The organism is Achromobacter aegrifaciens (genome assembly GCF_902859735.1).
Taxonomy (GTDB): Bacteria; Pseudomonadota; Gammaproteobacteria; order Burkholderiales; family Burkholderiaceae_B; genus Achromobacter; species Achromobacter aegrifaciens.
The window spans coordinates 42,666-64,531 of record NZ_CADIJY010000003.1 but is presented as its reverse complement, the minus strand read 5'-3'; the positions used below and the strand labels follow the sequence as shown (position 1 = coordinate 64,531).

The following is a 21,866-nucleotide window of genomic DNA, read 5'->3' as shown; positions in this document are numbered from 1 at the left end:
GTGGCGCTGGAAATCGAGCCAGCGCCGGTATTGCGAATTGCGGACCGGACAAGGGGAGGCTTGCCCACGCTGCCTGCACATCCTAAACGTCTAGTGCGTCCGAACCATCGACGATCTGTGGCGAAACGGTGAAAAACAGTAAAGCGGAACGGAACGTCAAGGTTCGCGTGATTGTTCCGTTGCATGAACGATACAACGCTTTGTCCGTCCCCCACGCAAGCCCTCGCACGCAGATGCGGCGAACGTGCCGCCATCTTGCGCCATAAGCATGCGACTTCGCCCCTAGATAGCCGGCATCATGCGATTGGCGCCAAAATACGTTTGCGGCGCTGCAAAACAGCAGCGCCTCGACATAGGGCGACGATATGGCCAGAATGAACGCAGTTACGCCGTATCCGTGTCCATTTCTCATAGATCCCCCTCTTCGTCACCCAGTTCCCCAGAATTTTCCGGGGCGGTGCTTTTGTGCCTGCTGGCCATGATGAATCACGTGGCGCTCACTGGGGGACGGATCACGGTTTCCCTCACTGCGCTGCAGATGGGGCTGTCGACCTTCAAGGTGGGCACGCTGGTCGCGGTGTTCGCGGTGCTGCCCATGCTGTTCTCCGTGCGCGCCGGCCGCTGGGTCGACCGGGTCGGCATTGTGCGGCCGCTGGTCATCGGCACGGCACTGGTCGCCTCGGGCACCGCGCTGCCATTCATCTCACAGACCCAGTTCGCCCTGCTGATAGCCTCCTGTTGCATCGGCATCGGCTTCATGTTGCATCAGGTCGCCACGCAAGACCTGCTGGGCCACGCGGAACCGGCTCAACGGCTACGCAATTTCTCCTTTATGTCGCTGGCGCTGGCGGGGTCCGGATTCTCGGGCCCGCTGATCGCCGGGCTGGCGATCGACCATCTGGGCACGCGTCTGGCCTTCGGCCTGCTGACCTTGGGTCCGTTGCTTTCGGCGGGCGGCCTTTATGTCTTGCGTCACCAATTGAAGGCGGTGGATTCGCAGCTGTCAGGCAAAAAAGAGGCTGAAAAGCGGCGCGTTACTGAATTGCTGGAAGTGCCGGCATTGCGCCGCATCCTGATGGTCAACACGATTTTGTCCGGCGCGTGGGACACCCATTTGTTCGTCGTGCCCATTTTCGGCGTCGCCATCGGCCTGTCGGCCACCACCATTGGCGTCATTCTTGCGTCCTTCGCGGCGGCTACTTTCGTTATCCGCCTGATATTGCCCTTCATCCAGCGCCGTGTGCGGTCCTGGACGCTGGTGCGGGTAGCGATGGCGACAGCCGCCATTGATTTCATGCTTTACCCGCTGTTCACCGACGTTAACGTCCTGATCGTGCTGTCTTTCATCCTTGGTCTGGCCCTGGGCTGCTGTCAGCCGAGTATGCTTTCCCTGCTGCACCAGCATTCGCCGCCGGGCCGCGCCGCCGAGGCCGTGGGCCTGCGGATGGCCCTGATCAACGGCTCGCAGGTGTCCCTGCCGTTGACCTTCGGCGCGCTCGGTGCGGTAATTGGCGTTGCCCCCCTCTTCTGGGCGTACTCCGTGGCCCTGATGGCCGGAGGCTGGGCCAACCGCAATCCCCCGATCGAATCTGAACGCAAAGCGTAGCCGTGAACATGCAGTCCTCTCCTCCCGCCGCCGGCAATTCCGGCGCCAGCCTGCCCTTTCGTCTTTGGACTGCGCAAGAGCGGCAGGAATCACTGGACGAGGCGCTGCGCCACTGGCAATCGGGCGAAGACGTGTGGGTCTACGGCTACGGCTCCCTGATCTGGCGGCCCGACTTCGACTTCGTGGAGCGCCGGCTGGCAACGCTGCGCGGCCACCACAGGGCGCTGTGCCTGTGGTCGCGGGTCAACCGCGGCACCCCGGAATGTCCGGGTCTGGTATTCGGCCTGGACCGGGGAGGCTCCTGCCGCGGGGTGGTCTACCGCCTGGCGGGCGACCAGGTGCCAACCTATTTCCCCGCGCTCTGGGAGCGCGAGATGTCCACTGGCGCCTATCTGCCCCGCTGGATCAACTGCGCCACCGATACCGGCACCGTGCGGGCGCTGGTCTTCATCATGAACCGGGACAATCCGGCCTACATCCGCGCCCTGCCCGAACCCGAGCTGCTGGCCATCGTGCGCCGCGCCGCCGGACGCTACGGCCCCTGCACCGAATACGTGGTGCAGACCGCCCAGGCGCTGCGCGCCGCCGGCATCCATGACGCCCGCCTGGACGCCATCGCGCGCCGGCTGGAGCTGGACGGGCACACCCTGCCGGAAGGCGCCTGAGGCCCGGCCTCGGGAAATCTTGCCTGCGCCCTGAGCGGGGTCAATGAGGGTACCGCCTCCCAGGCGGTATAAACTCCTTGTTATCAACGCTGAACTACTAGCCCCATGTCCGTCTCTGATCTGCGTCAAAGCTACGACAAGAACGTGCTGCTCGAAGGCCAGGCCGCCGCCTCCCCGTTCGAGCAGTTCACCCGCTGGTTCGACGAGGCCCTGGCCGCCAAGGTCCCCGAACCCAACGCCATGACCCTGGCCACGGTGGACGCCAGCGGCCAGCCCAGCGCGCGCATCGTCCTGATCAAGGGCTTCGATGAGCGCGGGTTCACGTTCTTCACCAATTACGAATCCCGCAAGGGCCTGGACCTGCAGGCCGAGCCGCGCGCCAGCCTGCTGTTCTTCTGGCAGCCGCTGGAGCGCCAGGTCCGCATCGAAGGCGTGGTCGAAAAAGTGGCCGGCGACGAGTCGGACGCCTACTACCACAGCCGCCCCGCCGGTTCGCGCATCGGCGCCTGGGCCTCGCGCCAGAGCCAGCCCATCACCCGTGAAGAGCTGGAAGCCCGCGAACGGGAATTCCGCGAGCGCTTCGGCGAACAGCCGCCGCGCCCGCCGCACTGGGGCGGCTACCGCCTGAAGCCCACCGCCTTCGAATTCTGGCAAGGCCGGCCCTCGCGCCTGCATGACCGCCTGCGCTATGTCGCCGACGGCCAGGCCTGGAAGATCGAACGCCTGTCGCCTTGATGCCGGGCGCCGCGCGCCCGCCCCCAATTAACGATTGCATGACCGCCTCCTCCCCTGATTTTGACGCCGCCTTTTTCCGCACCGCGCTGGGCCGTTACGCCACGGGCGTGACCGTCGTGACGACCGCCGACCCCGATGGCGCGCCCATCGGCCTGACGGTCAGCTCCTTCAACTCCGTGTCGCTGAACCCGCCACTGGTGCTGTGGAGCCTGTCGCGCAGTTCGTCGTCGCTGGCCGCCTTCGAGCAGTGCGAGCGCTACGTCGTCAACGTATTGGGCGCGGAGCAGATCGCGCTGGCGCGCCGCTTCGCCACCGGCAAGACGCCGGACCGCTACGCAGGCCTCACGGTGCACCACGCGCCGGGCGGCACGCCCATGCTGGACGGCCACTGCGCCGCCTGGTTCGAATGCCACAACCGCAGCCGCTACGTCGAGGGCGACCATGTCATCATGGTGGGCGAAGTGGAGCGCTGCGGCCATAGCGGCGAGCCGCCGCTGGTCTTCCATGCCGGCGGTTTCGACCTGACCCCGGCTGGCGCCCGTTCGGAAAGGAAAACGCCATGAGCGTGGATGTGGATTGCGTCGTCATCGGCGCGGGCGTGGTGGGCCTGGCGATCGCGCGCGCGCTGGCCCAGTCCGGACGCGAGGTGCTGGTGGCGGAAGCCACCGAGGCGATCGGCACCGGCACCAGTTCGCGCAACTCCGAAGTCATACACGCCGGCATCTACTACCCGGCGGGCAGCCTCAAGGCCCGGCTCTGCGTGCGCGGCAAGCACCTGCTTTACTCCTATTGCGCCGAGCGCGGCGTGCCCTACAAGCGGCTCGGCAAGCTCATCGTCGCCACCACGACGGAACAGGCCGCGCAGCTGGAGGGCATTGCCCAGCGCGCCCGCGCCAACGGCGTGGACGACCTGCAGTTCATTTCCGGCGAGGACGCCATGCGCCTGGAGCCCGCGCTGCGCTGCACCGCGGCGCTGTCCTCGCCGTCCACCGGCATCGTCGACAGCCATGCGCTGATGCTCTCGTTCCAGGGCGACGCCGAAAACGCCGGCGCCCAGTGCGTCTTCCACACGCCGCTGGTGTCCGGCCGGGTCCGCCCCGAAGGCGGCTTCGAGCTGCAATTCGGCGGCGACGACGCCATGACCCTGAGCTGCAACGTGCTGGTCAATTCAGCCGGCCTGCACGCGCCGGCGCTGGCGCGCCGCATCGACGGTCTGCCCGCGTCCAGCATCCCCAAGGATTACCTGTGCAAGGGCAGCTATTTCACTCTGTCCGGCCGCGCGCCGTTCTCGCGCCTGATCTACCCTGTGCCGCAGCATGCCGGCCTGGGCGTGCATCTGACGCTGGATCTGGGCGGCCAGGCCAAGTTCGGCCCCGACACCGAATGGGTCGAAACCGAGGACTACACGCTGGACCCGGCCCGCGCCGACGTCTTCTACGAGGCCGTGCGCAGCTATTGGCCGGCCCTGCCCGATGACGCGCTAGCGCCCGGCTACACCGGCATCCGCCCCAAGATCTCCGGCCCCCACGAGCCGGCGGCCGATTTCGTCATCGCCGGCCCGGCCGCGCATGGCGTGCCCGGCCTGGTGAACCTGTTCGGCATAGAATCCCCGGGGCTGACCTCCAGCCTGGCCCTGGCCGAAGAGACCCTGGCCCGTCTGAACGGATGATCCCCACGCCGCGCATGCCGCGCGTGGCGGCATCAACAAATACTGTCACCTCTTCTCCTTTTTCTCCTCTCCCTGAACCATGCAGCACAACGACTACATCCTGACCCTGTCCTGCCCCGACCGCACGGGCATCGTGTACCGCGTCAGCGGCCTGTTGTTCGAATTGGGCTGCAACATCCTGGATTCGCAGCAGTTCGGCGACGAAGAGACCGGGCGCTTCTTCCTGCGGGTGCACTTCGACGTCCCGGTGGGCGTAGCCGCCAGCGACCTGCGGGCGCGACTGGACGGGATGTCGGCGGAATACGGCATGGAGCTGAAGCTGCATGACGCCCGCCGCAAGGAACGCCTGCTGATCATGGTCAGCAAGCAGGGCCACTGCCTGAACGACCTGCTGTTCCGCGTGCACAGCGGCCATCTGCACGCCGAAGTTGCCGCCATCGTCTCGAACCACAACGACTACGCCAGCCTGGCGGCGTCCTACGGCATCCCGTTCCACCACCTGCCGGTCACCGCCGACACCAAGGCGGAACAGGAAAAGCAGGTGCTGGCCCTGGTCGATCAGGAAGGCATCGACCTGGTGGTGCTGGCCCGCTACATGCAGATCCTGTCGGAAGACATGTGCCGCGCGCTGAACGGCCGCGCCATCAACATCCACCACAGCTTCCTGCCCAGCTTCAAGGGCGCCCGCCCCTACCACCAGGCGCATGCGCGCGGCGTCAAGATCATCGGCGCCACCGCCCACTACGTGACCTCGGACCTGGACGAAGGCCCCATCATCGACCAGGACATCGAACGCGTGGACCACACGATGACCGCCCAGGACCTGACCCAGGTCGGCAGCGACATCGAATCCCTGGTGCTGTCGCGCGCCGTGCGCAGCCACGTCGAGCACCGCATCCTGCTCAACCGCAACAAGACCGTCGTCTTCCGCTGATCCTCAGCTTGCGGATCGCCGTCCGGCGGATTCGCCTGGCGGCGGATCCTCGGGCGCGCCTGCCCCCAGCGGGAACTGGCGCGCCGCCATTTCCACCGCCTTTTCCTGCAGCGGCGAACGCGCAGCCTCGGGCCAGATCATCTGGCTGACCGAGCGGGCCGCGTGCTCGAAGGCAATGAAGCGCGTCCCCGCCAGCCCGCTGCGCGACAGGCAGGCCGGCACGATGGACACGCCCAGCCCCTGCGACACCAGCGACGCCACGCTCAGCCAGTGCCTGACCTCGTGCCGGATCACGGGCATGAAGCCCGCCGACACGCACATGGACAGCACCGTCTCGTAATAGCTGGGCGAAGCGGCCCGGGCGAAGAACACGAAGTCGTCCGCGGCCAATTCCGCCAACCGCAGGGATTCCCGGCCGGCCAGGGGATGCGCCTGCGGCAGGCACACCACGAAAGGCTCGGCCATCAAGTCGCGCGCCAGCACGCCTGGCGGCACCGGATTGGCATGGATGAAGCCCAGATCCTGCTCGCCGCGGCGCACGGCCTCGATCTGGTCATGGGAATTCAATTCGGTCAGCACATGTTCCACGTCCGGCAGCTCGGCGCGCATGGCGTTGAGCAGCGCCGGCAGGCCGCGGTACAGCATGGAACCGACGAAGCCGATGCGCAGCCGGCCGCGCAGGCCCGCGTCCACGCGCTGCACCAGTGTGCGCACCTCTTCCGCCTGGCGCAGCAACGTCAGGGCTTCCCGGTACAGCACCTGGCCGGCGTCGGTCAGCTCGACGTGGCGGCTGGTGCGGGTCAGCAGGCGCGCGCCGACGTTGTCCTCCAGTTGGCGGATGGCGTAGCTGAGCGGCGGCTGGGAAATGTGCAGCCGCGTGGCCGCGCGGCTGAAGTGGCGTTCTTCGGCCACGGCGATGAAATAGCGCAACAGGCGCGGATCCAGGTCCATTTGTCTCCCCTGGGACTGCAATCCATACTTTTTTTGGATTGTTCTACACACAAACAGTATTTGTATAGATTAATCCATGCAAGCACCATCACAGGCATCGTTCCCGTCTTCAGCAGGATGCCGCCATGGATACCCCCGTCAAGACCGCGCCCACCGCCGCCACGCCCGTTCCGGATTCGCGCGGACAAAACCTGTTCAGCGCGGACCCTTACGCCGAGGCGCTCAGCCGGCGCTACCTGCCGCCCGCGCTGCACGCCCACCTGCTGCCCCACCTGGAACGGCTGGGCGCGCTGGCAGGCGGCGTCATGGACGAACTGGCCGCCACCGCCGACAAGCACCCGCCCACGCTGTCCGTGCGCAGCCGCGCCGGCGCCGACGAGTCCCGCATCGACAAGCATCCGGCCTACGTCGAACTGGAGCGCCTGGCCTACAGCGAATTCGGCCTGGCGGCGCTGTCGCACCGCGGCGGCGTCCTGGGTTGGCCCGAACCCATGCCCGCGGCCGCCAAGTACGCGCTCAGCCATCTGTTCGTGCAGGCGGAGTTCGGCCTGTGCTGCCCGGTCAGCATGACCGACTCGCTGGCTCGCACCCTGCGCAAGTTCGGCGACCCGGAACTGGTCGAGCGAGTCCTGCCCGAAGTGACCTCGCAGGATTTCGATGCGCTGCGCCAGGGCGCCATGTTCATGACCGAACAGGGCGCCGGGTCCGACGTCAGCGCCACCGAAGTGACCGCCACGGCGCAGGACGACGGCACCTGGCTCATCCACGGCGACAAATGGTTCTGCTCCAATCCGGACGCAGGCTACGCCATGGTGCTGGCGCGCAGCGAAGCCCAGGCCGGCCTGAAGGGCGTATCGCTGTTCCTGCTGCCGCGCGACCTGGCCGACGGCACGCACAACCACTACCGCATCCTGCGCCTGAAGGACAAGCTGGGCACGCGCTCGATGGCCAGCGGCGAGATCCGCCTGGAAGGCGCGGTGGCCTGGCTGGTGGGCGAGCGCGGCCGCGGCTTCAAGCACATGGCCGACATGATCAATAATTCGCGCCTGTCCAACGGCATGCGCGCCGCCGGCCTGATGCGCCGCGCCGTGACCGAGGCGGTCTATGTCTCGCAGCACCGGCGCGCCTTCGGCAAGCGCCTGATCGACATGCCGCTGATGCAGCGCCAGTTGGTCAAGATGACGGTCTGGGCCGAACAGGCCCGCAGCGTGATGTTCCAGACGGCGCGTGCGCTGGCCGACGCGGACCAGGGCGCGGCCGATCCGGCGCTGGCGCGCATCCTCACGCCGCTGATCAAGTTCCGCGCCTGCCGCGATGCGCGCAAAGTGACCGGCGACGCCATGGAAGTGCGCGGCGGCTGCGGCTACATCGAGGAATGGACCGAACCGCGTCTGGTGCGCGACGCCCACCTGGGCTCCATCTGGGAAGGCACCAGCAACATCGTGGCGCTGGACGTGCTGCGCGCCATCACCCGGGAAAACTCGCTGCCGGCGCTGCGCAGCCATATCGACGGCCTGCTGGCCGCAGGCCGCCCCTGCCCGCCCGAACTGGCCGACATGCAGGCGCGCGCGCTGGAGCAGACCTATGCCCTGGCCGAACACGCCGCGCAGGCCGACCGCCCCGAGCTGGCGCGCCAGGCGGCTTCGCTGCTGTACCACGCGGTTTCCATGGCCGCCCTGCGCTGGGAAGCCACCGAACCCGGCCTGGAAAGCCGCGCGCTGCTGGCCGACCAGGTGTTGCAGCATCGCCTGGGCCCGCGCGATCCCTATGCCATTGCGGCCGACGAAAGCACGGCGTGCCGCGCCATCCTGCAATACGCGCTGTAAGAACCGACGCCGGCGGCACAGCCGGCGCGCAACCACTGGAGACAAGCATGAACCGAACCTTCGCCCCTTTGCTGCTGGCGGCTGCCGCCGCCATCGCCCCCGCCGCACCCGCGCTGGCCGCGGACGCCTATCCCTCGGCCCGGCCCGTGACGCTGATCGTGCCCTTCCCGCCGGGCGGTCCCACCGACGCCCTGGCGCGCAGGCTGGCCGACAAGCTGCGGCAACCGCTCAACCAGAACGTCATCGTCGAAAACCGCGCAGGCGCCGGTGGCAACATCGGCTCCGAGTACGTGGCGACCGCCAAGCCGGACGGCTACACCCTGCTGTTCGGCACCTCGGGGCCGCTGGCGATCAACGTCAGCCTGTACAAGAAGCAGGGCTACAACCCCGAGACCAGCTTCGCGCCCATCATCCGCATCGGCCACCTGCCCAACATCCTGGTGGTGAACCCGTCAGTGCCCGCCAACAATGCGCAGGAACTGATCGCCTACGCCAAGAAGAATCCGGAAAAGCTGAGCTACGCCTCGTCGGGCAACGGCGCCTCGTCGCACCTGGCCGGCATTCTCTTCAACAATATGGCCGGCACCCAGATCATGCACATCCCCTACAAAGGCACGGGACCGGCCCTCAATGACCTGCTGGGCGGGCAGGTGTCGATGTCGTTCACCGACATCCTCACCGCGCTGCCCTACATCAAGGCGGGCAAGCTGCGCGCCATCGGCCTGGCCAGCGCCCAGCGCTCGGATGCGCTGCCCGACCTGCCGACGCTTTCCGAGCAGGGACTCAAGGGCTACGACGTCAGCGTCTTCTTCGGCATCGTCGCGCCCAAGGGCACGCCGGCTGACGTAGTGGACACGCTGAACCGCGCCTTCAAGACCGCACTGTCCGATCCCGAGGTCGCGCAGACGCTGCGCAGCCAGGGCATCGTCGAAGCCCAGGACCAGACGCCGCAGGGCCTGGCGACCTTCATCTCGGCCGAAGTGCCCAAATGGCGCGACCTCATCAAGAGCGCCCACGTTTCCATCGACTGAACGGACCCCACATGGCTGCAACCCTGCCCAACGCCGGCGCGCTCGCCGGCTGCAAAGTGATAGACCTGTCGCGCGTGCTGGGCGGCCCCTATTGCACGCAGATCCTGGCCGACCACGGCGCCGACGTGCTGAAGATCGAGCCGCCCGGCGGCGACGAGACGCGCGGCTGGGGCCCCCCCTTCCTGGGCGATACGGCGTCCTACTTCATCGGCGTGAACCGCAACAAGGACGGCATGACGCTGGACCTGTCGCAGCCCGCTGGGCAGGAATTGCTGCGCCATCTGCTGGCCGACGCCGATGTGCTGGTGGAGAACTTCAAGCCCGGCACGCTGGAGCAATGGGGCCTGGGATACGACACGCTGAGCCGCGACTTCCCCGCTTTGATCCATTGCCGGGTCAGCGGCTTCGGCGCGGACGGTCCGCTGGGCGGCCTGCCCGGCTACGACGCCTGCGCCCAGGCCATGTGCGGCCTGATGAGCGTGAACGGCGATGCGGACGGCGAAGCCACCCGGGTCGGACTGCCGGTGGTGGACATGGTGACCGGCCTGAACGCGGCCGTGGCCATCCTGCTGGCGCTCAATGAGCGTACGCGCAGCGGACTGGGGCAATTCCTGGACATCACGCTGTACGACTGCGCCCTGTCGCTGCTGCATCCGCACGCGCCCAATTACTTCTACAGCGGCAAGGTGCCCGCGCGCAGCGGCAACGCGCACCCGAACATCGCGCCCTACGAAACGCTGCCCACGGCCAGCGGCCCGATCTTTCTCGCGGTCGGCAACAACCGCCAGTTCGCGCAGCTGGCTCAGGCTTTGGAAGCGCCAGGATTGGCGGACGATGCGCGCTACGCCACCAACGCCGACCGCCTGCGCAACCGCTCATCCTTGCGCGACGACCTGTCCGCGCTGCTGGCGGGCCACGACGCCGCTGCGCTGGCCGACCGTCTGCTGCGTGGCGGCGTCCCCGCCGCCGCCGTACAGACCGTGGACCAGGCCTTGGCGCATCCGCATACCCGCCATCGCGGCATGGTGCTGGAGCAAGGCGACTATCGCGGCGTGGGTTCGCCGATCAAGCTGTCGCGCACGCCAGCCACGCTGCGCAAGCTGCCGCCGACGCTGCGTCCCGCTGACGCCGGCGAATAGGCCCGCGCGGCCTCAGCCGCCCTGGGCCACGCCTTCGCGGCGCGGATCGGCGCCGCCCTGCAGGCCGCCAGCATCGATCACGATGCCGTGGATGCCGCTGGGGAATTCGGTGATGCGCACCGGATGCCCCATGCGCTCAAGCTCTGGCGCCAGCGCCTCCAGCGCGGTGCCCTTCTCCAGCTCGGTCTCCTTGTTGCGGCTGCCCATGTTCGGCAGGTCGATGGCCGCCTGGATGTCCAGGCCCCAGTCCAGCACGCCCACAATGGTCTTGGCCACATAGTTGATGATGGCGCTACCGCCCGGCGACCCCACCAGCAGATAGGGCTTGCCATCGCGCAGCACGATCATCGGCGCCATCGAGCTGCGCGGGCGCTTGCCCGGTTCGATGCGGTTGGCGACGAGGCGGCCCTCGGGATCCTTGTAGGACGAGGAAAAATCCGTCATCTCGTTGTTCAGCAGGAAGCCGCGCACGAAGATCTTGCTGCCGAACTCGTTTTCGATGGTGGTCGTCATGCTCAAGGCATTGCCCTGGGCGTCCACCGCCACCAGATGGCTGGTCGAGGGCAGCGCCCACGCGTCGTCCTTGCCCAGCGACAGCAGCTTGCCTTCCGGATCGCCGGGCAGCGCCACCTTCATGCTGCGGTCCGGCTGGATCAGCGCGCCGCGCGCGCGCAGGTAGGCGGGGTCCAGCATGGCGCGCACCGGCACCCGCACGAAGTCCGGATCGGCCACGTAGAAATCGCGGTCGGCGAACGCCAGCCGGCCAGCTTCCGAAAAGTAATGCACCGCCTCCAGGCTGCCCGGCTTGTAGCGGGCGAGGGGGAACTGCTCCAGTTCGCCCAACATCTGCAGCACCGCGATCGGGCCGCTGCTGGGCGGCCCCATGCCGCACAGCTGGTAGCCGCGATAGGCGCCGCAGACGGGATCGCGCGTCTTGGCGCGATAGCCCGCCAGGTCGGCCAGGGTCAGGTCGCCGGGTACGGCGTGGCTGCGCACGGCGGCGACGATATCCCGGGCGATGTCGCCCTGGTAGAACGCGTCCGCGCCTTGCTCCGCCACCGCGCGCAGCGTGCGCGCGAATTCCGGGTTCTTCAGCACGTGGCCCACCGGCCAGGGAGCGCCGTCCGGCGCGTAGAAGTAGGCCGCGGCCGCGGCTTGCGTGCGCAGTTCCTTGTTGCCGGCCAAAAGCTTATGCAAGCGCGGCGACACGGCAAAACCTTGTTCGGCCAGCCGGATCGCGGGCTGGAACAAGTCGGCCCAGGGCAGCGCGCCCTGCTCCTTGTGCGCCAGCTCCAAGCCTCGCAGCAAGCCCGGCACGCCCACCGCCAGGCCGCTGTTCACCGCGCGGGCGAATGGCACCGGCTTGCCGTCCGCATCCAGGAAACGTTGCGGCTGGGCCGCGGCGGGCGCGGTCTCGCGGCTGTCGTAGGTCTGGATACGGCCGCTCTTGGCCGAATACACCACCATGAAGGCGCCGCCGCCGATGCCCGACGATTGCGGCTCCACCAGGTTCAGGACCAGTTGGGCGGCGATGGCGGCGTCCACCGCGCTGCCGCCCCGGCGCAGCATCTCGTCGCCCGCCTGCGTCGCCAGCGGATTGGCCGATGCCATCATGAAATGCGGCGCACGCACCAGTTGGCGCGTCTGTATGCCGCTGGCGGCCTCGGGGTTCAGGTCCTCGGCGGCCTGCGGCGTGCGGGCCCAGGCCGCGGGCATGGCGGCAAGCGCGGCGGCAAGCATGAGGGCGGCGGCGTGGCGGGGTGCGCGCATGGGAAGCTCCAGTGTGCGCCGGCTTTCCGGCAGGGGTTCATGATAGTCAAGGCGCCCGCGGCTGTCGCGACGCCAGCCGCATCCGGCTTAGAATCGCGGTTTCCGCCCACCGTCCCCACCGTGCCATGCGTTTGCGCCACATCGAGATTTTCGAAGCGATCCGCCGTACCGGATCCCTGACCGAGGCCGCGGCCGCGCTGCATATCTCGCAGCCCGCGGCCAGCAAGCTCCTGGCGCACGCCGAGGCGCAGCTGGGCTTCAAGCTGTTCGAGCGCGTCAAGGGCCGGCTCGTCGCCACGCGCGAAGCCGAGATCCTCACGCCCGAAGTCGCGCGCCTGAACCAGGACCTCAACAGCGTGCGCAGGCTGGCCGCCAGCCTGCGCGACCATCCCAACGGCCACCTGCGACTGGGCTGCGCGCCAGCGCTGGGCCTGGGGCTGCTGCCCGGCGTGGTGCGCGACAGCCGGGAGGCGCAGCCCGGCATCACCTTCGACATCCACACGCATCACAGCACCGAACTCGTACAGGGGCTGCTGACGCGCGAACTGGACCTGGCCATCACCTTCGACACCAACGACTATCCGGGCCTGACCCGCATGGGGCTGGGCCACACGGAGCTGGTGCACCTCAGCCGCAAGGAAGGCACGGGACCGCTGCCGCTGGCGGAGCTGACGGCCATGGCGGGCGACACGCTGATCGTGCTGGACGCGGCCGACGCCTCCGGCGCCCTGCTGCAGATGGCATTGGACGCGCAGGGCCTGGATCCGCAAGTCGCCATCCAGGTGCAAACGCACTACGTGGCCTGCGCGCTGGTGGACGCAGGCTGCGGCGACGCCATCGTGGACGCCATCACCGCGCAGGCGATGCTGCGTCCCGGCATGAACCTGCGCCGGCTGGACCCCGCGCTGCGCGTGCCGATCAGCATCATGGTGCGCAACCAGGATCCGCTGTCAGCGCTGCACCGCGACTTCATCGAACGCTTGCGCGCCGCCTGCGAAGCGCTGCAGGCCGGACTCGACGCCGCGGCCTGAAGCGGCCGGCGCACAAAAAAAGACGGGCGCCCGAAGGCGCCCGTCATTGCGTGCAGACAGGGCAGGCAGCGCCCGCCCCGCGCGGCATCAATCCAGCTTGATGTTCTGCTTCTTCACGACGTCCTTCGCCCAGTCATACTGCTCTTTGATTTCCTTGGCGAATTCTTCCGGCGTGTTGCCCGACGGCGCCGAACCCTGGTCGTCCAGCGCCTTGATGACCTTGGGGTCCTTCAGGGCCACCACGGCAGCGTCGCGCAGCTTGTTCACGACTTCCATCGGCGTGCCCTTGGGCGCCAGCAGACCGTACCAGACCGGCTGGTTCAGCACCGGGAAGCCGGCGTCCTTGAAGGTCGGCACGTCCTTGATCGAATCGATGCGGGTCGGCCACGCGATGGCCATGGCGCGCAGCTTGCCCGCCTGGATCTGCGGCATCGACGACGGCAGGTTGTCGAACAGGATTTCGATCTGGCCGCCGACGGCGTCAGCCACGGCCGGGCCCGAACCCTTGTACGGCACGTGCACGATGTCCGTGCCGGTGGCCATCTTGAACGATTCGCCCATCAGGTGCAGCACGCCGCAAGTGCCCGAGCTGCCGTAGGAGTACTTGCCCGGGTTCTTCTTCAGCTCTTCCAGGAAGCCCTTGAAGTCCTTGGCGGGGAACTTCGGGTTCACGGCCACCACGTTGGCGGTGTTGGCGAAGTTGGTGACCGGCTGGAAGTCCTTGATCGGATCGTAGGGCAGGTCATTGGGGCGGCAAGCGGGGTTCACGGCCATCGTCGACACGGTGGCGATCGACAGCGTGTAGCCGTCGGCATCGGCGCGCGCGGCTTCGGATGCGCCGATGGCGCCACCGGCGCCGCCCTTGTTTTCCACAACCATGGGCTGGCCCAGTTCCTGGCTCATGCGCTGCGTCACCAGGCGCGCGATGATGTCGGTCGAGCCGCCAGGCGCGAACGGAACGATGACGCGGATAGGCTTGCTCGGGTACTTGTCGGCAGCGAAGGCGGCGGAGGCGCCAAAGGTGCCGGCAACGCCGGAGGCCAGGGCAATGGCCACGGCCAGGGAGCGGACTTTATTCATAGGTGTGTTTCCTCCAATATGCGAGCCCGTGTGTGTACGGACCGTTGTGTGATGCGCCTGCCTGTAGACAGGTCAGCAATGAACGGCGGGAGGGCGCAAGTTCTGTGCGCAGGGAGAGCACTGCTTTTATAGGTTGCTTGTGGCACATGCGCCCGCCAGAATGACGGAGAATAGCAGCAAATGCTTACAGACGCATAGCGCCGGGATCCCCTTCTGACGCGCATCAAATACCTGCTCTCACATGTCCGTTGCCCTTCTGGTTTTCCCTGATTTCATGCTGGTCGCGCTGGGTTGGGCGCTGCGTCACAAACTGGATTTCTCGCGCGAATTCTTCGCCGGCACCGAGCGCCTGGTTTACTTCGTCCTGCTCCCCGCACTGCTGTTCCAGTCCATCCTGCGCACCCCCATCACCGCCGGCAACGCCGCCATGCTGCTGCAGGCCTGCGCAGCCGTCATCGCGACCGGCGTCGCGCTGACCTGGCTGGCGCGCTGGGCGCTGCGGCCGTCGCCGCTCAGCCTGGCCTCGTCCGCGCAATGCGGCTACCGCTTCAACACCTATCTCGGCCTGGCCTTGTCGGCCAGCCTGGGCGGCGCCCAGGGCCAGACGGTCATGGCGCTGATCGTCGGGTTCGCCGTGCCGATGGCCAACATGGCGGCGGTCTACGGCCTGGCGCGCCACAGCGGCGGCAACCTGCTGCGCGAACTGGCACGCAACCCGCTGGTCATTTCCACGCTGGCCGGCCTGGCCTGCAATCTGGCCGGCGTGCATCTGCCCGGCCCGCTGGACACGGCGCTGGGACGCCTGGGCGCTGCCGCGCTCGCGCTGGGCATCATGTGCGTGGGCGCCAGCCTTTCATGGGAAGGCGGCAAGGGCCATGGCGCGCTGATCGCCTGGATGCTCGGGGTCAAGCTGCTGGCGCTGCCCGCGGCGGCCCTGCTGATCGCGCATCTGCTGGCGCTGCCGCCGCTGGAATCGCAGATGCTGCTATTGTTCGCGGCCCTGCCCACCGCGTCCGCGGCCTATGTGCTGGCCATGCGCATGGGCGGCGACGGCCGCATGGTGGCCGTGCTGATATCGCTGGGCACGCTGCTTTCGGCGTTGACGATTCCGCTGTGGCTGATGCTCACCGGCGCAGGTTGAGCGGCAAGGCCCGACAACGAAAAAAGACCGCGGCGGCGGTCTTTTTTCATGCACGCACAGGCCCGCTTACTAGGACTTGTGCGCGTTGGTCATGGAAGCCGGCACCACCCATTCGGCGAACTGCGCTTCGGTCACGTAGCCCAGCGCCAACGCCGATTCCTTCAGCGACAGGCCTTCCTTGTGCGCCTTCTTGGCGATCTGCGCGGCCTTGTCGTAGCCGATATGCGGATTCAATGCCGTCACCAGCATCAGCGAACGGTCGACCAGTTCGGCGATGCGCTCGCGATTGGGTTCGATGCCGGCGGCGCAATGCTCGTTGAAGCTGGCCATGCCGTCGGTCAGCAGGCGCACCGATTGCAGGAAGTTGTGGATCACCAGCGGCTTGAACACGTTGAGTTCGAAGTTGCCGCTGGCGCCGCCGATATTGATGGCCACGTCGTTGCCCAACACCTGCGCCGCCAGCATCGTGATGGCTTCGCATTGCGTCGGGTTGACCTTGCCCGGCATGATCGAGCTGCCCGGCTCGTTCTCGGGAATGCTGATTTCACCCAGGCCCGAACGCGGACCGCTGGACAGCCAGCGCACGTCGTTGGCGATCTTCATCAGGCCGGCCGCCAGCGACTTCAGCGCGCCGTGCGCGAACAGCAGCGCTTCGTGCGAAGCCAGGCCCTGGAACTTGTTGGGCGCCGACACGAAGGCAGTGCCGGTGGCATGCGCCAGTTCGGCGGAAACCTTGGCGCTGAACTGCGGGTGCGCGTTCAGGCCCGTGCCCACGGCCGTGCCGCCGATGGCCAGCTGGTGCAGGCCAGGCAGGGTGGCGCGGATCTGCTGCTCGGCCAGGTCCAGCTGGGCCACGTAGCCCGACAGCTCCTGACCCAGCGTCAACGGCGTGGCGTCCTGCAGGTGGGTGCGGCCGATCTTGACGATGTCGTAGAACTCGGCGCTCTTGGCCGCCAGCGTGGCGCGCAGCGCCTTCAGCGAGGGCAGCAGATGATGCTCGACCTGCACCGCCGCCGCCACGTGCATGGCGGTCGGGAAGGTATCGTTGGACGACTGCCCGCGGTTGACGTGGTCGTTGGGGTGGACCTTGCGTTCTTCGCCGCGCACGCCGCCCATCAGTTCCGAAGCGCGGTTGGCCAGCACCTCGTTCATGTTCATGTTGCTTTGCGTGCCCGAGCCGGTCTGCCAGACCGACAGCGGGAACTCGTTGGGCCATTTACCGGCAATGACTTCATCGGCGGCGCGGACGATGCCATCGGCGATCTTCGGATCCAGTTCGCCCAGATCGGCATTGACCTTGGCCGCCGCGCGCTTGAGCCGCGCCATCGCTTCGACCAGGGGGACCGGCATCTTCTCGGTGGAAATCGCGAAAAAATGCAGCGAACGCTGGGTCTGGGCGCCCCAGAGGTGATCCTCAGGGACTTCGATGGGACCAAACGTGTCTTTTTCAATGCGGGTCTTCATGGCGCGTGCTACTCCGTGGCGACGTCGATTACGGCTGACGGCAGCGCGCCAGCCGCGAGAATGTTGAGAATGACAATCAGTTATAGGTTAGCAGAAACCCGCATTCCTATAATTGCGCAAACATCCGTGCTCCCTCCACCGTTTTTACCACTCGCCCCGCGCCATGTCCGCCCCTCTTTGCAGCCTGACCTTGCACCTGCCCGACGAAGCCGCCACGGAATCGCTGGCACGTCAGCTCGCCCCCCTGGTTTCCGGCGGCCAGGCCGGTCCGGCTGGGGGACATATCCACCTCCAGGGGGACCTGGGCGCGGGGAAAACGGCCTTCACACGGGCCCTGTTGCGGGAAAGCGGCATCACGGGACGGATCAAAAGTCCCAGCTACGCGCTGCTTGAATCCTATAAAGTTTCTAACTTATACTTCTATCACCTTGATTTTTATAGATTTAGTGATACGCGAGAATGGTTGGACGCAGGATTCCGGGATTTACTGCGTGACGACGCAGTCGTTTTGATCGAATGGCCGGAGCGGGCCGGGGGCCTTTTGCCCCCTCCCGACCTGCTGATTTCCCTAGCCTATGCAGGCGACGGACGCGACGCCACCCTGACCGCGTACACCGCTCGAGGACAAACATGGTTGAACGCGATTGTCCCCCCGCCCCAGTCGGCGCCCTCCCCTCGGCAGGCGCCACCCGGCGCCGCCTGATCAGCGTCGCCGCCACCCTGCTCGTCCTGCCGGTCCTGCCGCGCCTGGCGCAGGCGGCGACCATCCTGGCTGTGCGCACCTGGCCGGCCGACGAATACACCCGCGTCACGCTGGAGCTCGACAGCGAGCTCAAGGCTGAGCAGTTCACGCTTGAAAACCCCCACCGCCTGGTGGTGGACATTGAGGGACTGACCATCAGCGCGGCCCTGAACGACCTGGTTTCCAAGGTCCGGCCTGACGACCCCTACATCCAGAGCCTGCGGGTGGCGCAAAACCGCCCCAACGTGGTGCGCCTGGTGTTCGACCTGAAGCAGCCCGTGGCGCCCCAGGTGTTCACGCTCAAGCCCGTGGCCGACTACCAGTACCGTCTGGTGCTGGACCTGTATCCGAAGATCGCCCAGGATCCGCTGGTCGCGATCCTGAACAAGCAGACCGGCCCCGACGTGGACGACCCGCTGGCGCGCATCCTGGAAGACATCCAGCGCAACCCGGTGACCCGCGCCGATCCGCCCGAGCCGCCGCGCGTGCGCGGCCAGCAGCCGGCGCCCCCGCTGCCCACCGCGCCCAAGCCTCCGCCCGCCACCGCCAGCCGCGGCAAGCAGCGCATGGTCACCATCGCGCTGGATCCCGGCCACGGCGGCGAGGACCCGGGCGCCATCGGCAGCAGCGGCCTGCGCGAGAAAGACGTGGTGCTGCGCATCGCCCGGCGCCTGAAGGCGCTGATCGACAGCCAGCCCTACATGCGCGCCTATCTCACGCGCGACGACGACTACTTCGTGCCCCTGCACGTGCGCGTGCAGAAGGCGCGCCGCGTGCACGCGGACCTGTTCATCTCGATCCACGCGGACGCCTGGATCAAGCCTTCGGCCAATGGCTCGTCGGTGTTCGCGCTGTCGCAGCGCGGCGCCACCAGCGCCCAGGCGCGCTGGATGGCGGACAAGGAAAACGCGGCCGACCTGATCGGCGGCGTCAACCTTGGCAGCCACGACCGCCAGGTGGCCAAGGTACTGCTGGACCTGTCCACCACCGCGCAGATCAACGATTCGCTGAAGGTGGGCAGCGCCTTCCTGGACGAAATCAAGAAGATCAACCGCCTGCACAAAAACAGCGTCGAACAGGCCGGCTTCGCGGTCCTGAAAGCGCCGGACATTCCTTCGGTGCTGGTCGAAACCGCCTTCATCAGCAACCCGCAGGAAGAAGCCCTGCTGCGCAGCACCTCGCATCAGGACAAGCTGGCGCAGGCCATGATGACGGGCATCCAGCGTTACTTCACCGCCAACCCGCCGCTGGCGCGGCTGGGCGATGTGAGCTGACGGCGACGTCTGCCGCCGCATGAAAAAGGGCGTTGCGCTTCACGGCGCAACGCCCTATTCACTGGTTTGACGCGTGTGCCGCAGCATGCTCTGCGGCGCTTCACGCGCCGCGTTTGGCCTTGATCAGCTTGAACAGGCCCGCCCCGATCACCGGCACGATGGCGGCGGCCAGGCCCAACAGCACGATGGTATTCAAGTGTTCGCGCACCAGCGGGATGTTGCCGAAGAAGTAGCCCGCGGCCACCAGGCTCACCACCCACAGCAGCGCGCCCAGGATGTTGAACAGCTGGAAGCGCGACTGCGGCATGTCGGCCACGCCCGCGACAAAGGGCGCGAAAGTGCGCACGACCGGGATGAAGCGCGACATGACGATGGTCTTGCCGCCGTGCTTTTCATAGAACGCGTGCGTGCGCATCAACGCGCCGCGGTCCAGAAAGCGCAGGTTCATCGAAAACACGCGCGGCCCGATATAGCGTCCGATGAAGTAGTTCACCGTATTGCCGGTGATGGCGGCGATGATCAGCAGCCCGCCCATCAGGAACGGATCGATGTGCCCGGTCGCGCCGAACGCGCCCGCGATGAACAGCAGCGAATCCCCCGGCAGAAAGGGCAACACGACCAGCCCCGTCTCCGCAAAAACGATCAGGAACAGCACCAGGTACACCCACACGCCATACTGCGCGACCCAGACGCCGAGCGTCTTGTCGATGTGGAGCACCATATTGAAGAATTCGAGCATTGAAGCAACCCTGCCAGCGGAATGGGATATCAGTCCGCGACTATAGCCCACCCGCCCATGACGCTAAAATCGTCCACATAGCCATACCTGAACGCCAGCCACATGACCGAACGCCGCTCCATTCTTGCGCTTCCCGACCTGCTGATCAGTCAGATCGCCGCCGGCGAGGTGATCGAGCGGCCGGCATCCGTGCTCAAGGAAATCCTCGAAAACGCCATCGACGCGGGCGGACGCGCCATTGAAGTGCGCCTGGAAGGCGGCGGCATACGCCGCATTGCCGTGACCGACGACGGCGGCGGCATTCCGCCCGAAGAGCTGCCGCTGGCGCTGGCGCGCCACGCCACCAGCAAGATCCGCTCCTTGAACGAACTGGAATCTGTGGCATCCATGGGGTTCCGCGGCGAAGCGCTGGCCTCGATCGCGTCCGTGGCCCAGGTCACCATCATTTCCCGCACCCGCGATGGCGAGCACGCCTGGCAGATCGATGCAGGCAGCATGCAGGTCAGCCCCGCCTCGGGTCCTCCGGGCACCACGGTGGACGTGCGCCAGTTGTTCGACGCCGTGCCGGCCCGCCGCAAATTCCTGCGCTCCGAGGCCACCGAGTTCGGCCACTGCGTCGACGCCATGGAGCGCATCGCGCTGGCGCATCCGCAGATCGCCTTCCGCCTGTTCCATCACGACCGCGCGCAGCGCCAATGGCTGCCCGCCGAACCGCCGCAGCGCATCCGCGACGTGCTGGGCGCGGAATTCGCCGAACACGGCCTGCTGCTGTCGCACTCGGTCGGCACGGTCAGCCTGGCGGGCATGATCACCCGTCCCACCGCAGCCCGCGCCCGCGCGGACCGCCAGTATCTCTACGTGAACGGCCGATACGTGCGCGACCGCACCGTCAGCCACGCTCTGCGCGCCGCCTACGCGGACGTACTGCATGGCGACCGCCAGCCCGCCTACGTGCTGTTCCTGGACATCGACCCGGCCGCCGTGGACGTGAACGTGCACCCGGCCAAGCATGAGGTCCGTTTCCGCGACAGCGGTGCGGTGCATCGGTTCGTGTCCCATGCGGTCGGCCAGACCCTGGCGCAGACGGGCGGCGCGTCCGCCGCAGCCCCCGCGGCGCAAAACGACGACGCGGACGACGCCGGGTTCGAAACCGTGGCCCGGCCCGCCACCGCCGCGGCGACCGACGCCGCGCCGCAAGCCTCGCCTTACGCGCCCGCCAGCAGCCCCCGGCCCATGACGGACGCGCCCCGGCCCGCCTACGCCGGCGACAACTCATCATCATCGTCTTACGGCTTGCGCCCATCGCCCGCGCCGCAGCGCCCGCACACCCAGGTGCCGTTCCGCCTGCACGCCGAACCCGCCGGCATTCCGGCCGCGGACTGGCAATCGCTCTACCGCCCGCTGGATGACGACTCGGCCGCCAAAACCGCGCCGCTGCGCGAACCCGTGCCTGCTCCCGTCGCCGCCCTGCCCGCGGACGAAGAACATCCGCTGGGCATGGCGCTGGCGCAGCTGCACGGCATCTACATCCTGGCGCAGACCCGCCGCGGCATCGTGCTGGTGGATATGCATGCCGCGCACGAGCGGGTGGTCTACGAACAGCTCAAGCAAGCCCTGGACGCGCGCAGCCTGCCGCGCCAGGATCTGCTGGTGCCCGTGGTGTTCCATGCCCAGGAAAAGGACGTGGCGCTGGTCGAGGAATACGAAGAGCAGCTGAACGAACTCGGCTTCGAAATGCGCCCGTCCGGCCCCACCTCGATCGCCGTGCGCTCGGTGCCGGCCATCCTGGCCCGCGGCGACATCGAAACGCTGGCCCGCGCCGTGCTGCGCGACCTGGGCGCCGTGGGCGTGTCGCGCCTGCTGACGGAACAGCGCAACGAGCTGCTGTCCACCATGGCCTGCCATGGTTCCGTGCGCGCCAACCGCAAGCTCACCATCGAAGAAATGAACGGCCTGCTGCGCCAGATGGAAGCAACCGAACGCGCCGACCAGTGCAACCACGGCCGCCCCACCTGGATCCAGTGGTCGGTGTCCGACCTGGACAAGCTCTTCCTGCGCGGACAATAAGC

19 protein-coding genes are annotated in these 21,866 nt (G+C 67.4%); 14 read left to right on the top strand and 5 right to left on the bottom strand.

The window, feature by feature from the left end; translation table 11 throughout:
- Positions 1–478 precede the first annotated feature (478 nt).
- From HV766_RS10290 to purU, 6 genes are all read left to right on the top strand, one after another.
- Positions 479–1,606 (top strand): MFS transporter, encoded by a 1,128-nt coding sequence (locus tag HV766_RS10290; RefSeq protein ID WP_054457615.1) that lies wholly within the window; start codon positions 479–481, stop codon positions 1,604–1,606.
- 2 nt (positions 1,607–1,608) lie between these two features.
- Complete coding sequence (locus tag HV766_RS10285; protein ID WP_054457436.1) at positions 1,609–2,271, top strand: gamma-glutamylcyclotransferase; 663 nt, start codon at positions 1,609–1,611, stop codon at positions 2,269–2,271.
- Positions 2,272–2,376: 105 nt separating this feature from the next.
- Complete coding sequence (gene pdxH, locus HV766_RS10280; RefSeq protein WP_054457438.1) at positions 2,377–3,006, top strand: pyridoxamine 5'-phosphate oxidase; 630 nt, start codon at positions 2,377–2,379, stop codon at positions 3,004–3,006.
- A gap of 38 nt (positions 3,007–3,044) precedes the next feature.
- Positions 3,045–3,569: a flavin reductase family protein gene (locus tag HV766_RS10275; RefSeq protein ID WP_059371570.1), complete on the top strand. Its 525-nt coding sequence runs from the start codon at positions 3,045–3,047 to the stop codon at positions 3,567–3,569.
- Entirely contained in the window at positions 3,566–4,675 is a 1,110-nt protein-coding gene (locus HV766_RS10270) for an NAD(P)/FAD-dependent oxidoreductase (RefSeq protein WP_175181112.1), read from the top strand. Before HV766_RS10275 ends, HV766_RS10270 begins: the two co-directional genes overlap by 4 nt.
- Positions 4,676–4,754: 79 nt before the next feature.
- Positions 4,755–5,609 carry a formyltetrahydrofolate deformylase gene (purU, locus tag HV766_RS10265; protein ID WP_054457443.1) on the top strand — a complete coding sequence of 285 codons (855 nt, stop codon included), beginning with the start codon at positions 4,755–4,757 and terminating at the stop codon, positions 5,607–5,609.
- A 3-nt stretch (positions 5,610–5,612) separates the two neighbouring features.
- Here purU and HV766_RS10260 read toward each other — a convergent pair whose 3' ends face one another.
- A complete protein-coding gene (locus tag HV766_RS10260) occupies positions 5,613–6,560 on the bottom strand; it encodes a LysR family transcriptional regulator (protein WP_054457446.1) in 948 nt (315 codons plus the stop codon).
- Positions 6,561–6,685: 125 nt separating this feature from the next.
- Between HV766_RS10260 and HV766_RS10255 the strand changes: the two genes are divergently transcribed.
- Genes HV766_RS10255 through HV766_RS10245 form a run of 3 tightly spaced genes read left to right on the top strand, consistent with a single transcriptional unit; the run spans position 6,686 to position 10,556 of the window.
- On the top strand, positions 6,686–8,386 hold the full coding sequence (locus HV766_RS10255; protein WP_054457447.1) for an acyl-CoA dehydrogenase family protein: 1,701 nt from the start codon (positions 6,686–6,688) through the stop codon (positions 8,384–8,386).
- A 47-nt stretch (positions 8,387–8,433) separates the two neighbouring features.
- Positions 8,434–9,417 carry a Bug family tripartite tricarboxylate transporter substrate binding protein gene (locus HV766_RS10250; protein WP_054457449.1) on the top strand — a complete coding sequence of 328 codons (984 nt, stop codon included), beginning with the start codon at positions 8,434–8,436 and terminating at the stop codon, positions 9,415–9,417.
- Positions 9,418–9,428: 11 nt separating this feature from the next.
- Positions 9,429–10,556: a CaiB/BaiF CoA transferase family protein gene (locus tag HV766_RS10245; RefSeq protein ID WP_175181111.1), complete on the top strand. Its 1,128-nt coding sequence runs from the start codon at positions 9,429–9,431 to the stop codon at positions 10,554–10,556.
- Between the two features lie 12 nt (positions 10,557–10,568).
- Here the strand turns inward: HV766_RS10245 and ggt are convergent, their stop codons facing one another.
- The gene (gene ggt / locus HV766_RS10240; RefSeq protein WP_175181110.1) at positions 10,569–12,326 is read right to left on the bottom strand and encodes a gamma-glutamyltransferase; all 1,758 of its coding nucleotides are present in this window, start codon (positions 12,324–12,326) and stop codon (positions 10,569–10,571) included.
- A gap of 125 nt (positions 12,327–12,451) precedes the next feature.
- Here ggt and HV766_RS10235 point away from each other — a divergent pair, with 125 nt between their 5' ends.
- Positions 12,452–13,357 (top strand): LysR family transcriptional regulator, encoded by a 906-nt coding sequence (locus HV766_RS10235; protein ID WP_054457455.1) that lies wholly within the window; start codon positions 12,452–12,454, stop codon positions 13,355–13,357.
- Between the two features lie 87 nt (positions 13,358–13,444).
- Here HV766_RS10235 and HV766_RS10230 read toward each other — a convergent pair whose 3' ends face one another.
- A complete protein-coding gene (locus tag HV766_RS10230; RefSeq protein ID WP_054457457.1) occupies positions 13,445–14,437 on the bottom strand; it encodes a tripartite tricarboxylate transporter substrate binding protein BugE in 993 nt (330 codons plus the stop codon).
- Positions 14,438–14,678: 241 nt separating this feature from the next.
- Here HV766_RS10230 and HV766_RS10225 point away from each other — a divergent pair, with 241 nt between their 5' ends.
- A complete protein-coding gene (locus tag HV766_RS10225) occupies positions 14,679–15,578 on the top strand; it encodes an AEC family transporter (RefSeq protein WP_175181109.1) in 900 nt (299 codons plus the stop codon).
- A 69-nt stretch (positions 15,579–15,647) separates the two neighbouring features.
- Here HV766_RS10225 and fumC read toward each other — a convergent pair whose 3' ends face one another.
- Positions 15,648–17,042 carry a class II fumarate hydratase gene (gene fumC / locus HV766_RS10220; protein ID WP_054457461.1) on the bottom strand — a complete coding sequence of 465 codons (1,395 nt, stop codon included), beginning with the start codon at positions 17,040–17,042 and terminating at the stop codon, positions 15,648–15,650.
- A gap of 163 nt (positions 17,043–17,205) precedes the next feature.
- On the opposite strand from fumC, the gene tsaE reads away from it, so the two are divergent.
- The gene (gene tsaE, locus HV766_RS10215) at positions 17,206–17,745 is read left to right on the top strand and encodes a tRNA (adenosine(37)-N6)-threonylcarbamoyltransferase complex ATPase subunit type 1 TsaE (RefSeq protein WP_054457463.1); all 540 of its coding nucleotides are present in this window, start codon (positions 17,206–17,208) and stop codon (positions 17,743–17,745) included.
- The gene (locus HV766_RS10210; RefSeq protein WP_054457465.1) at positions 17,673–19,058 is read left to right on the top strand and encodes an N-acetylmuramoyl-L-alanine amidase; all 1,386 of its coding nucleotides are present in this window, start codon (positions 17,673–17,675) and stop codon (positions 19,056–19,058) included. Before tsaE ends, HV766_RS10210 begins: the two co-directional genes overlap by 73 nt.
- A gap of 100 nt (positions 19,059–19,158) precedes the next feature.
- Here the strand turns inward: HV766_RS10210 and HV766_RS10205 are convergent, their stop codons facing one another.
- Positions 19,159–19,797, bottom strand: coding sequence for a VTT domain-containing protein (locus tag HV766_RS10205; protein ID WP_175163801.1), 639 nt, complete (start codon positions 19,795–19,797; stop codon positions 19,159–19,161).
- Positions 19,798–19,899: 102 nt separating this feature from the next.
- On the opposite strand from HV766_RS10205, the gene mutL reads away from it, so the two are divergent.
- Entirely contained in the window at positions 19,900–21,864 is a 1,965-nt protein-coding gene (mutL, locus tag HV766_RS10200) for a DNA mismatch repair endonuclease MutL (RefSeq protein WP_175181108.1), read from the top strand.
- Positions 21,865–21,866 lie beyond the last annotated feature (2 nt).